The organism is Phocaeicola faecium (assembly GCF_014837055.1).
GTDB lineage: Bacteria > Bacteroidota > Bacteroidia > Bacteroidales > Bacteroidaceae > Phocaeicola > Phocaeicola gallinarum.
Map to the genome: position 1 here is coordinate 158,206 of NZ_JACSPQ010000002.1, position 13,350 is coordinate 171,555.

Genomic DNA, 13,350 nt, shown 5'->3' on the forward strand with positions numbered 1-13,350 from the left:
CGTGTATGTATAGGTTTTTTTATTCAACATTATCTGTTTTCGGGCGTAAGAAGTAAAGCTGTGCGCAAAGTGCCGCAGCCACTACAATCGCCAGCATGGCAAATCCCATTCCCAAGTTACCGCCGTCGGTCCACTGTCCCAGCAGGTCGGTGATAAGAGCCCCGGCAAATACGCCCGTCATGTTCATGATGCCGTATGCCGTGGCGCGTTGCCGGGCAGAAACAAACTGGCACAGGATAGGCATGTTATTCGCATCGAAGATTCCGTAACCGATACCGAATAGCAATCCCGCACCGATGACGGCAACGATGTGATGTCCGAATCCGAGCAGCAACAGCGAAGGAATGGTCAGCCCCAGTCCGATAGCTCCGGTGTAGACACGCCCACGCAGGTTCTTCTGTACCCAGCGGTCGGATAAACTTCCGCCCACTATCACACCGATAAACGAAGACACGGCGATGGTGATGGTCGAAATCGGTCCGGCTTCAGCCATCGGGAGATTCAGGTTCTCGGCAAACAGCGTGGGAAGCCAGTTCTTGGTAGCCCATCCCGGCAGGCTGGGCGCAGCGAAATAAAACAAGATAACCCAGAAAGCCACGTTGCCGAACAGTTTCTTCAAGCCCTTTCCCAGACTTTCTTTCTGAGGAGACTCTGCAAGCGGTTTGTCCGGGATGACTTCCATTTTCTTATCTTTTAAGAACAACATCAGTATGACCGCGTATGCAATTCCGATGATTCCGAACCAGTGGAAGGTAGTGTGCCAAGAAAAAGCAGCAGCCACCGTTGCCCCGAATCCTCCAATCGCCTGTCCCGTATAAAGTCCGGTCATGTGTATTCCCACGGCAAGCGAACGCGAACGTCCTGTATGATAATCGGCGATGAGTGAAAGTCCGGCAGGTATGTACAGCGCTTCGCTGATACCCATGATGGCACGCAGCCAGAATATCTGATGATATGTGTCGGCAATCCCCATCAGGTAAGTCACTCCCGACCACACGAACAAACTTCCTACTATCAGCCATTTTCTGTTAAGACGGTCGGCTATCATCCCCGCAAAGGGACTCATGATACCGTAAATCCAAAGAAATACAGCCATCAGCCTTCCGAAATTGGTTGCAGATTGTAGTTCCACGATGTCTATCTGCATGGCGTCTTTCATGGTACTCAGCATTTGCCGGTCCATATAGTTTAACAGCGCTACGCCCCACAATAAAGCCACTACAACCCACGGGTAAATTTTGGTATTTTTCATGTCGTATCAATTTTCTGTTTACAAAATGGAACTTGCCGGATTATTTTCCGGCAAGTATTTCTTGGCATAAAGTATATGCTTTGGTCATCATTCGAGGGATATGGAATGGCCCTTTGAACAGATTGCCTTTTGCCGGTTGTGCCACCGAACCGTCGCGATGCAGGTAACCATACCATTCGCCGTATTCATGGTCGGGGAAATGAGCGTATGTCCATTCGCTGATTTGACGGTGCATCTGCAAGTATTTCGGGTCTTGAGTGAGTTTATAAGCATATAGCGTAGCGATGATTGACTCGGTTTGAGGCCACCAGAACTTCATATCCTGCGAATAGTCTTGTGCGGGCAAGTTCTTGCAATCCCGGAAGTTGATGATACCGCCGAACTCTTTATCCCATCCCCATTCCCATGACCAGTCGAGGATGGTGAGTCCTAAATCAATCAACTCTTTGTCGTTGCCACGGTCACGTGCCACATCGAAGAGGAACCAAGACGTTTCGATACAGTGCCCCGGATTGATGGTTCGTCCGTTGATGGTATCGATAAATTCACCATTCGGACCTACCGTCTCCAGCAAAGCCTTAAATTCCGGATGGATAAAATAGTTCTTAAGCGCCTGTAATGATTCGTTTATTTGTTGGTCTAATTCCGGGTCACTAATCACTTTTTTGACACAGCTTGCCACATTAATCATAATCATAGTGATAGAGTGTCCCTGCATCTGTACCGTAGGCAGGTATTTGGGTTCCAATATACCCGGAGTATGAAGGAAGCGCCGCATGTCTTTAAACACTTCCAATGCCTTTTGCGCATAGCTTTGGTCTCCGGTAGCCAGTGCATATTCAGCCATGGCAATGGCGGCGAAACTTTCAGAGAATACATATCTTCTCTTTCTCAACGGCGTTCCGTCTGCCATTACTTCGAAATACATTCTTCTGTCTTTGTCAAAACAATGAGCCTCGATGAAGTCGAGTGTACTTTTCGCTGCGTCCAGCCATTCCTGTTTCTGTTCTATGTGATTATAAGCAAAACAGCAGGTAAAGGCAAATCGTCCTTGAAACCATACCGATTTGGTCGAATCCATCAGCTCTCCTTTACGGTCAACACACGTGTAAACACCCCCGTGTGTCTTGTCGAGTCCGTGTTCCATCCAGAACGGCATGATATCGTTGAGCATATCTTCTTTATACAGATTAGCCCAATAACTGAGGTAAGAATCAAGGTTCATGGCAGCTTAGAATTTATTGCAACGTTCAAAGAAATTGATAGCTTCTAGTTCCGCCTTCATGCGTGCTTCTTCCTCGTCGGTCATGTTTTGGAACGGCGTGCGGTTTTTACCCAAATCCAAACCGATGAGTTTCATGATACGCTTGCCGGCTACGATATTGCCGCGATAGTGACAGATAACATTGATTACCGCCTGCGAGAAGTTTTGCAGTTCGCGTGCCTTTTCAATGTCATTGTTTTTCCATGCCTCGATGATGCCCACCAAGTTTTTGCCGTTATAGTTTGTAGTGCCGCCTATTCCGCCTTGCGCTCCGCCCATGGCCAGTGCCGGAAGAATTGTTTCATCTTGTCCGTGAAGCATGTCGTATTTGCCGTTCTTGTATAAGCGGCATTGGTTATATTCGTAAATGCTTTCGTAAGTATATTTGATTCCGGCGAAATTCGGGATACGTCCGTCTACAGCCTCCAAGAACGCAGGCATCGGGAGGTAAGCGCCGTTGAATGCCGGAATGTGATAATAATAGAAAGGCAGGTTGGGTGCTCCTGCTGCTATCTCTTCACAGTATTTTACCAATTCTTCAATTCGGCCTACTTTGGGGAAAGGAGGAGCCATTGCGCCGATACCCCAAGCTCCGATTTTTTGTGCGTGTTCGGCAAGCATCTTGCTTGCTTTTACACAACAGCTTCCTACGTGTACGATTACTTTGAAACCTTCAGGAGCGACTTCAATCCATCGTTCAGCCAATTTCATGCGTTCTTCTTCGGTCAGCATGTATCCCTCGCCTGATGAACCGTTAATGAATACGCCTTTCAGACCGTTTTTAGCCAGCATCTGCGCATATTTTTCAATGGGTTCATAGTTCACTTCTCCATTTTCGTAAAAGGGAGTGAACGGAGCATCAATTAATCCAATGATTCTTTCCATAACAGCTTATTTTGTAAATAAATTTATTTAATAAGGCAAAAATAAGGATATTTATTTTATAATCCAATCTTTTACCTCTTTATTTTTATCTAATTAGGCTTTTTATATCCGGCAAAATAATAATCTCAGGGGTACGGATGCCCGGTTTGATTTCTCCGCATATCATATACAGGCAGTCGTTGTGATACAGCAATATGCCTCCTGCGCGGGCCATTCCGAATGTATTGGGGTGAACTGACCATTTTTTCTGTTTGAAATTAAAAAACAGAACATCATCGTTGAATTTATACCACATCGGATTTTTGCGCATGTAATCTTTATCGGTTTTTCCTTCGATAGCGTTTTTGAAAATGGTGTAATTAACTCCTCCGGTAAGGATGAAATGGGTGGACGTTTGTGTGCCTGCTCCTCCAACCAAGCAACGTTTTTCACCGTCTTCCTCGTTAGGTATTTCCGAGAAATACTCCCATTGATTACGTTCCGTATTAAAGCATAAGATGTCGTCCGACAAGATACTTTCCGTTTCTTTCGTGGGAGCTTGAAATCCTCCTGCCAAATACAAATGGCGACGGTCGTTGACAAGTATCGGCTGGGTTCGTTGCGGTCCGGGATAGGAGGGCAATGTTTCCCATCCTGTTCCTGAATTCAGATTAAACCGGAAGAGTGATTTCCCTTTATTCTGCTGGTTTCCTCCGGTTATGTAAATGACATTGTTTATTGCTGTCGCCGATGCATTGTCGATTGTTTGAGGCAATGAGGGAAGTGTGCGTATGGAAAAACCGCGTTTGTTCTTTTGGGGCTCGATCAGAAAAACGCTCGTAAGACACGAATCGGCATTCATGCCTCCTATGCAAACCAATCCTTGTGTGGTCTCTACCGCACAACCGTATGCCACAGGCAGAGGCAAGTCGGTTATTTGTGTCCACTCCGGAGCCTTTGAGCGTGTGTTTATGGCATAACATTCCTTATAATACACTTTACTTCCTCCGTCGGCGGCCGGCTTGGTGGGGAAATTACATCCTCCGCCTACTATCAGCCAATCTCCTATGAATCCGGCGAAAGGAGCTGAAACACCTTTCTCTATGGGGTAGTTGGGGAGTTGGAAAGAGTTGAAGTTGTCGGCGTAAGCGTATGCTTTCGATAAGATAACAAGGGTAAGAAATAGCATTAATTTTTTCATACTGTTAGATGATTTTTGTGATTTGGTTGCTCTAAAGTAATGAAAAAAATCTGTCGGGCGCTCATAAAAGAGATGTTTTTCTATTTTGTGCTTGATAATGAGGCTGTTCTGCTGGCTCTAAAATAATTGTTTTATCTGGACTGACCCGGCTTGAAACGCTATTCGGAGAACTGGCTAACTCTATTCGGAGAACCGGTCAACACTACCGCATGAAATGAATAACACTAACGGTTGCGTTTTTTGGGGGATGACGGTCTCTGATTTTTACGTGTGCTTTCGACGCGTGGGAAAATCTAAATAAGTTCAATTAATGTTTAAATCCGGTTGGTTCGTTTAAGATAATTGTGTATTTTAGCCTCCTCTAACTGCAAAATAACATTTTTATGGTACATAAGTTGATAGAGGAGTTAGGAAGCGGAACGAAAGGTATGATGACCCATAAGCGGATTATTTCTTATCTGATGCATAACCATTTTTCTACGATTCCTGACTTAGCGAAAGAAATTGATTTGAGTGTACCTACGGTAACCAAGTTCGTGATGGAAATGGTTGAATCGGGGTACATTGTCAACTACGGGAAACAGGAAACCAGTGAAGGACGACCGCCTAATGTGTATGGCTTGAATCCCGATGCTGCCTATACCGTGGGGGTAGACATCAAAACGTTTTGTTTGAACATCGGTTTGATGAACTTTACAGGCGATATGGTGGACTGTCAGATAGGGGTGGACTGCCAGCTTGAGAATAACCAGAACGGGCTGGAAACGCTGGTTCGCCATATAACCGACTTTCTTGACAGGCATAACAGCGTGAGAGACAAGATTCTCCAGATCGGTGTGAATATATCCGGTCGTGTCAACCCTGAGCAGGGATACAGTTACAGTATGTTCAATTTCGAAGAACGTCCGCTGTGTGAGGTGCTGAGCGACAGAATCGGCATTCCTGTCAGAATCGATAACGACACCCGTGCCATGGCGTATGGAGAGCTTTTGAAAGGTGCGGTTCAGGGAGAAAAGAACATTGTCTTCATCAATATCAGTTGGGGACTTGGAGCTGCTTTTATTATTGATGGGAAAATGTACGAAGGACGTTCCGGATTTTCAGGTGAGTTCGGACATTTCAGCGTGTTCGATAATGAGATTATCTGTCGATGCGGCAAAAAAGGATGCTTGGAGACTGAGGTTTCCGGGCAGGCGCTTCACCGTCTGCTTTGCGAGAAAGTAAGAGATGGGCAAAACTCCATTCTTGCGCAAAAGATTCTTTCGGCTACCGATGAAGTGACGTTGGAAGAAATCGTAGAAGCCACCAATAAGGAGGACATGTTGTGCATCGAGCTGGTGGAAGAGATTGGGCGAAAACTCGGACGGTATTTGGCAGGATTGATTAATCTGTTTAATCCCGAACTGGTTGTCATTGGAGGAAGTTTGGCCCAAACGGAAGATTATATATTGCAACCCGTAAAGACAGCAGTGCGTAAATACTCATTGAACCTTGTAAACCGTGATTCGGCGATTATTTTATCGAAATTGCAAAATAAAGCAGGAATGGTAGGCGCTTGCCTGCTGGCGCGGAATGACCTGTTCGAATTATAATTGCAAGCCGTGTCTTGGTAAACGGCAAACTCTATGGTAATACGGAATATGTGGCAACCCTTATCAGCCAAAAAACGGGTGGGGATTTGTTTCAGATAAAAACCGAACAAACCTATCCCGGTACGCATAAAGAACTGATTGACGCAGCCAAAAAAGAAGCCGACGGAAAGGTACGCCCGAAACTGGCTACCCATATCAGGAATCTGAAGGATTACGATGTGATATTCGTCGGTTTCCCTAACTGGTGGTATGACATGCCGATGCCTCTTTATTCGTTTTTCGATGAATACGATTTTACGGGCAAAACGCTGATACCTTTCTGTACGCATGGAGGCAGCCGCTTCTCACAGACAGAGAAAACCATTGCCTCGTTGGAGAAAGGTGCTAAAATGCGGAAAGGACTTGCCATCTCACGCAACAACGTGGGTGCATCCGAAACATCTGTACAAAATTGGTTGCAGAAAATGGGCTTCGGCCAATAGTAACTTGGCTTGGCAAGTCTCACCCCGGATGAAATATATCTGCAAATCCGGGGTGAGACAATCAGTTTTCAGTGCTACTGACGGTTTGATGCCTTGATGTCCCACAGTGAAACATGCTCGTTACGGTATCGCGCCTCCGGATTCTTCTCACCGTTTCTTACAAGCAGATTGCGTTCGCCTTTTGAAAACCCGATAGCTCTTTGCGGGCAGTTCTGTATGCAGGCGAAACAGAATTCGCAATCGCCTTCCATTTTTACACCCTGTGAAGTCATTTTGTAGTTGCCCCTCGGACATACCTCTACACAAGCGGCACAACCGATACAGCGGTCGGTTACAACGAAATAATCCTGACAAAGCAGTTGGAAACCTTTTGCCGGGTCAAGTCCGGTCCGTTGCAGAAACTCCTGATGCTGCATCCGTTCTTCTTCCGTCACCGGTTCGTGCCACTTCCGTTTATGCGAAAGGTCTTCCGATATGCGCCGGAGGTTTGCAGGGATTCCCTTATCTATCTTTATCTGTTCATTCATGTCGAAATTGGGCAGCCAGTTGTCCACCATTATCATCGTGGTGATATAATCGAACGGATTGCCTGCCTCCTGCGAAATCCGCTGCCAAATCTCTGCAGCGTCGCATTTGCGGTTGCCGTACGTTAAGATGGCAAACTTATAAGATGCCTTCAGCTTCGCCTGCTTGATGAAGTTCCGTACCATATTGGGAGGCATGTGCCCATAGATGGGATAAACAACCCCGATTTCGTCGGCTTCGAAATAATACCTGCTTTGTTTGACCATTTGAGGGATGCTGAGTATTTCCGTCTCCTTGTCGGCAAGTTGGCGCGCCACATACAGGCAGTTACCCGTTCCGGTGAAATACAGAATAATGCGTTTTCTCTGCACTTTATCGCAAGCCGTCAGTGTCGATACGCCGGTAAAACTCGCCGCCGTACCTGCCATCAGCAGCCCCATCCGTTTCAGTGCCTCTCTTCGTGTAATACCTTTTTCTTGTTTCATTTTATTCAATGGTATTTGATAATTCATATCACAAAAGTAGGAGACTGTGGCGTTACTTCGCTTATACAAAAAACTGATTATCATATATTTTTTACAGATGAGGCTGTAAGCATCCCGCATCTGTAAAAGTTATACTCTAATCTGTTATCAGGATAGTGCCGGCTTTCTGCCCATCGGCTAATTTTGCATTATCAGGAACTAAAAAGAAAAAGATTATGAGAAAGTTTTATTTATTGGTATTGGCGGCATTAACCGTATGTTTTGTAACGTCTTGTCAAGACGATTTCAACCCGAATTATCCGGCTGATGAAGTGGAGTATGATGGCAATCGCCGGATATTGGTTGCCTATTTCTCACAGACCGGAAATACGGAACGCCTTGCCAACCAAATTGTGGAAGCCACAGGTGCCGACGTGTACCGCATTCAGCCCTCCGAGCCGTATGCCGTTAATCCATACGATGACAGCGACCGTATTCAGAATGAATCGTATAACGACCTCCGTCCGGGTGTGGCAAACCTGCCCACTGATGTGGATGATTATGACGTTGTTTTTGTTGGTTCTCCCATTTGGTGGCATAATCCGGCAATGGTAGTCTGCACCTTTCTTGAGAATTATGATTTGGGCGGAAAGATAATCGTCCCCTTCTTTACATACGGCTCTACGGAATACCTTCAGCAGTCTGTCGAAAAGATACATGAAGTAACCCTGTCCGCTACCCACCTGCGAACCTACTCAGGGGGTGACGTAGAAGAGTGGTTACGTACCATCCACATAATCAGATAATTTACTTCACGAAAACACTACGGGTAGCGTTACTTGGTTCATGCGGATGCGTTACCTGATTCTACCTATAGAATTGGTTGACGGTATGGGTAGAATTTTTTATCAGAGAAAAGGCATCTCTCGTCTCTTTCCTATATGCTTTCGCGCGTGATAACTGGGGGTGATGTCTTTTATTGAAATATATTTTTACTTTTGCTGTGTTGTGTATAATATATTTTTACTTTTTGTCTAATTGTAAATCTATGGAAGAATAAAGTTGTTTCTCCCTATTTTATTGTGAGAATGGGGTGAATGAATTTTACCATAAATAAAATTATGAAAAACTATGAATGCATTATTTAACATTTTGACTTACTCCATGGGTAGTCTGCTATTAGGTATCATATTGACTATTGCGGGGATTGGTCTAATGTTTGTTTTTGTAAAATTGTGGTGGAAAGTGGATACATTTACCCCTATGAGTTTTATTTGCGGTTTTATTCTTTTCTTTTTTCTTGCTTTCCAATCTGTTTTGTTCTGTGGAGCTGTTACCATAAAATCGTATTGTGATGATATAGAAATAGCTATCAATCAAATTGTTGATAAAATACCTTTGAATAATAGATTTTCACAAGAAGATAGTCAACTTATTTTGAATCAAATAAGTGAAACATGGCCGTTGGTAGGATATTATGTTAATATGGCTGATTTTGAAGGACATACTCCAGCAACTATCGCTAAAGCAATGGCAGATGAACTGAGAAGTGTTATGAACTGGTTCATTCTTCGGCGTATAGGTTGGAGTTTGTTGTTCGTTTTTATTGGGGCTGTAGCTATAATAAAGAGTATATCCGGGCGTTATCAAAGCGGGCGCTCTTTATCAACTCGCCGTACTTATGGGGGACGTTCCGTCAGCCGTCCGAATAAACAGCGGGTCAATTATAGAAGACGAAGATAAATACTTTGATAGAATATATAAAACACAAAACAATGGATAATATAAATTTTTGCGATCAAAACCACATTTTAGTAGGCTTAGGAGGTACGGGAGGAAAAATATTACGTGCTTTCAAAATGAGAATGTTTGAAGAGTTTCCTACACAGGAAGAGCGAAAAAAGCTACCGATTTCTTTGCTTTATATTGACTCTACTTATGAAATGATGCCGAAAGATGGAAAGGCTCGCCCTGATTTTCGTGTGATGGGGCAGGATGCTTCGTTTACTAACAATGAATTTTTGAACATCAAGGCAGTGGATGTAGAACATATATTGTCTCATATAAATAATTATCCGCCAGTAAAAGGAATCGTAAATAATGTAGAAGCAGTTAGGAGTGCTATCGGCTCTTTGGGACAAGCTGCTGGGCAGAAACGTCGTGCGGGACGTTTGTTATTTGCGGCCAATGCTATAGGTTATATAAATAGTTTGAGAGATGCTTTTGCACGCTGTGTGGATATTTCTGGCGATTCATCATATAATAATATACATATATTTGCAGGATTAGCGGGTGGAACAGGCTCAGGAGCGGTTGTAGATGCGATTGTACAAGCAAGAAAGACGTATCCCAATGCTAAGATTTTAGTATATGTTATGATTCCTGAAATGGATCTTCCCAAAAGCGACATGGATCAAGGGAGGTATTACCAAAATGGCTATGCGGCAATGAATGAACTTAATGCTTTGCAGGCTGGACGTTGGAATCCACACGATGTAATAGGAAAAGATGCCGCCCAACTTTTCAGCGTAAGAATTAAAGGAGTGGCCGATGGTCTTACTGTATATAGCAATGTAAATGAAAATGGTCTTACGATAAATTCATTATCAGAATTACCGAAGATTGTAAGCGACTATGTATTTGCTCGTATTTTTTTCATCAATAAAGAAGATAAGGTAAATGATGATATGTTACGTGCTTTCAATTTTGAAAACATGGATGATTTTGCCTTTGAATATGATGAAACAGGCATTGCGGATGAAAATAAAATTGTTCCGATTGCACGAACAAAAAAAATATGTTCTTTTGGCATTAAGCGTGTGATGTATCCCGAACTCCGCGTGTTGAAACATATTACTTATACTGTGGGTGAAAGTATTCTATATCAGTTTAAGTATAATAACTGGAGAGAAAATCAAGGATTTACTAATGAAGAACGGAATAAAGATTACCGCAAAGATTATTTGAATAAGGAGAAACTGGCTCAATGGATGCTTGATGATAACCATTTGACATTGGAGCAAAAAATTCTTGAATCGGATGCTGATTACTCTAAATTTAATGATTATTGGCATGATAAAGCTATAGGTTACGCTGCAGAGGCTCAAAAAGCAAGTTGTCCACTGAATGAGCTTGATAATATTATGGGCGAATTTTACAGCAACCATTTCCGTGAAGATGGAGTAGAAAGTTTCTATCAGGGAAAAGAACGTGCAATACCTGAGATGGCTCGTGAGGTTCGTCATAAAATAGAGAATGATCTTTTTGAAAAATGGATGCTCGGTGATATTGCCATTGTAGAGTTACAGAAAATTTCTAAATTGTTACTCGAACGTATTGGTGAAATCCGTATCGAGCTTGAAGCAAAATCGAAGGAAGAGAAGGAAAACTATGAGTTATGTGACCAAGATCGCATTGATAATGCACAAGAATGGAGTCGGCTTGGTATTTTACAGCGTATGGTAAATGCAGGTGCACGACGTTATGCTGAGCATCAAGATATTCTGACAAGTTATTATACTTCGAAAACCATGTTGGTCGCATTAGAGTTCGCAAAGAAACTTGCTGCCAAAATATCTGTTGAATTAGGAAAGATGGATGCTGATATATCTGCTTTTGGCCAAAAAATTAATGAAGCCATAGAAGAAACAGAACGTCTTATTATGGCTCAGCGCAAAGTAAATAAAGGATTGGAAGACATGAAGGGTGCCATTATTGAAGTCAGTGAAGATGAAACCATGAGCGAATTTGAGATGGATGTTAAGACTGACAAAATTGAAATGCCTAATATTGCCCGCCAGCTACGCGAATCTATATTGTCTTTGAATGATTTTGTTAATTTTGGTGTTTTGGCTACAAGTATTAATGTGGAGGATATAAAAGATGCTTTTGATATCAAATTGACTCAAATCATAAAGGCCAAGCATGATGAAAAGACAGATAGCGATAAAAAAGTATTGGGACTTAATATACTTACTCAGTTGCAGCAAAAATTAAAAACTGACGATGATATTAAGGCTTTCGCTTCGAAAATTGTTAACCAAAGTGGAGTATATCTTAAATTGAATAATGATCAAATTCAGTTACATCTAAGGAATAATGAAGGCAATTTGAGTCCTACTAATCCTGCCAGCATTAATAAGAAAACCATTTTGGTGTCTATACCTTCGCCCGATAAAAACGAAGGATTGAAACGTTTTGCGGATAAGTTGGAAGATGCGTTTAAAAACTCATTCAATCAAAGTACGGCTCGTACAACAATTAATATTAATCGGAATAGCCCACGTAAAGACGAGTTGTCCATTATTACTGTTGCCTATTGCTTCCCAATGCGTGCCATAAAATGGATGGAACCATATAAGCAACGATATGAACAGTTTTTACATACAGGTAATCCTAATACCGATATGAGTAATGCCATTCTTTTACATAGCGAGGGTGACGGAAGTCAATTACCTTCACTTTTTGCTGTTGAGAATGCCGAAGAGATCGTTGCTCAAAAACTGGCGAATCGACAGACTCAGCAAATGGCAAGTGTACAACCGCCAATATCTTCACAGCCTATGGTAGGAGCTGCTGTGCCTCCTCCTCTCATTCCACAGCCGAACATTAGTCTATTTATGGCTGTTAATGGGCAACAATATGGACCGTATAATTGGGATACATGTAAGCAAATGGTACAAAATGGGCAATTGGTGGCTCAAAGCATGGTCTGGATGGAAGGACTTTCGGCATGGACTCCTGCTGGGCAGGTACCTGTATTGCAAACCCTGTTTGCTCCTCCTGCTATGCCGACAATGCCTCCCTTGCCTCCGATGAAGTAAAAGCCTGTTTGACTTTTATTGGGCTTTATAGCGATGCATTAAAATTCTATCAAATGAATGAGTAGGTCTTCTGAATAAGATCAATGAGTTTTTGCGACAGAATAGCGGCGGTTTTTTTAACGTTTTCAGTTGAACCGGAAAATTTGCAAGGTTCAAAGGGAATAAATGAATTAAAATTAAACTTTAAAACGATTGTAATCATGAATAATAGAAATAGAGAAGAACGTATACGTTTCAGATATGGAATTTGCTTAAACGAAGGGTGTTCTAAATGTAAATCAAAAGAAGTACAGAAAATACTTGCTCGTAAGGAGTTCGTATGTGAAGAGTGTGGAAAAGCGTTACGAGAATGCCCGCCTCCAACTACTTGGTGGGAACGTAACGGAAAGAAAGTTATAATCGGGGCTGTAGCTATCATTTTAGTTTGCCTTATAGTTGTTTATGTGGTGAGACCAAAGTCTCAAACGATAGTACCCCAAAAAGAACAGAAAGAAACTCCGGTAGACGTGACGAAAGATTCTGACGTTATTAATACAATGGAATCTTCCGCTAAAGCTGTTGATACGATGCAACCCAAAGTAGAGGTAAGCGAAGATAAGGTTCAAGAAACTCCTGTATCTAAACAGCCGACTGTAATTGACGGATATGGCAAAGTGGATTTAGGGTATGGCATGTATGTAGGGGATTTGAAAAATGGGAAGCCTCACGGACACGGTACCATTACTTATACATCTTCACATAAAATCGTAGAATCAAAAGATTTTATTGCTAATCCCGGAGATAAATTTGAAGGTGATTTTCGTGAAGGACGTATTAGTAGTATCGGTTATTGGTATCATGATAATGGAGAACAGACTGCTATAAAACCATGATTCAACGAAAA

General features: G+C 42.7%; 11 protein-coding genes. 6 read left to right on the forward strand and 5 right to left on the reverse strand.

The window, feature by feature from the left end:
• Positions 1-19: 19 nt before the first annotated feature.
• The 4 genes from H9626_RS06210 to H9626_RS06225 form a co-directional block, all read right to left on the reverse strand.
• Positions 20-1,252: an MFS transporter gene (locus H9626_RS06210; RefSeq protein WP_191709944.1), complete on the reverse strand. Its 1,233-nt coding sequence runs from the start codon at positions 1,250-1,252 to the stop codon at positions 20-22.
• A gap of 40 nt (positions 1,253-1,292) precedes the next feature.
• Entirely contained in the window at positions 1,293-2,477 is a 1,185-nt protein-coding gene (locus H9626_RS06215; RefSeq protein ID WP_191709945.1) for an AGE family epimerase/isomerase, read from the reverse strand.
• Positions 2,478-2,483: 6 nt separating this feature from the next.
• Positions 2,484-3,401, reverse strand: coding sequence for a dihydrodipicolinate synthase family protein (locus H9626_RS06220; protein WP_191709946.1), 918 nt, complete (start codon positions 3,399-3,401; stop codon positions 2,484-2,486).
• 85 nt (positions 3,402-3,486) lie between these two features.
• Complete coding sequence (locus H9626_RS06225) at positions 3,487-4,581, reverse strand: cyclically-permuted mutarotase family protein (protein WP_191709947.1); 1,095 nt, start codon at positions 4,579-4,581, stop codon at positions 3,487-3,489.
• A 383-nt stretch (positions 4,582-4,964) separates the two neighbouring features.
• Between H9626_RS06225 and H9626_RS06230 the strand changes: the two genes are divergently transcribed.
• Together H9626_RS06230 and H9626_RS06235 are read left to right on the forward strand one after the other, a co-directional pair.
• The gene (locus H9626_RS06230) at positions 4,965-6,173 is read left to right on the forward strand and encodes an ROK family transcriptional regulator (protein WP_191709948.1); all 1,209 of its coding nucleotides are present in this window, start codon (positions 4,965-4,967) and stop codon (positions 6,171-6,173) included.
• A gap of 14 nt (positions 6,174-6,187) precedes the next feature.
• Positions 6,188-6,655, forward strand: a complete 468-nt coding sequence (locus H9626_RS06235) for a flavodoxin (protein ID WP_225230899.1) — start codon at positions 6,188-6,190, stop codon at positions 6,653-6,655.
• Positions 6,656-6,729: 74 nt separating this feature from the next.
• Here the strand turns inward: H9626_RS06235 and H9626_RS06240 are convergent, their stop codons facing one another.
• Complete coding sequence (locus H9626_RS06240) at positions 6,730-7,665, reverse strand: EFR1 family ferrodoxin (protein WP_191709949.1); 936 nt, start codon at positions 7,663-7,665, stop codon at positions 6,730-6,732.
• Between the two features lie 215 nt (positions 7,666-7,880).
• Between H9626_RS06240 and H9626_RS06245 the strand changes: the two genes are divergently transcribed.
• The 4 genes from H9626_RS06245 to H9626_RS14875 all read left to right on the forward strand — a co-directional run bounded on the left by H9626_RS06245 (position 7,881) and on the right by H9626_RS14875 (position 13,339).
• Positions 7,881-8,450, forward strand: a complete 570-nt coding sequence (locus H9626_RS06245) for a flavodoxin (RefSeq protein ID WP_191709950.1) — start codon at positions 7,881-7,883, stop codon at positions 8,448-8,450.
• 325 nt (positions 8,451-8,775) lie between these two features.
• Positions 8,776-9,387, forward strand: a complete 612-nt coding sequence (locus tag H9626_RS06250) for a hypothetical protein (protein WP_191709951.1) — start codon at positions 8,776-8,778, stop codon at positions 9,385-9,387.
• Positions 9,388-9,419: 32 nt separating this feature from the next.
• Positions 9,420-12,467 (forward strand): tubulin-like doman-containing protein, encoded by a 3,048-nt coding sequence (locus H9626_RS06255; protein ID WP_191709952.1) that lies wholly within the window; start codon positions 9,420-9,422, stop codon positions 12,465-12,467.
• Positions 12,468-12,550: 83 nt separating this feature from the next.
• On the forward strand, positions 12,551-13,339 hold the full coding sequence (locus H9626_RS14875; protein WP_225230900.1) for an MORN repeat-containing protein: 789 nt from the start codon (positions 12,551-12,553) through the stop codon (positions 13,337-13,339).
• Positions 13,340-13,350: the final 11 nt, after the last annotated feature.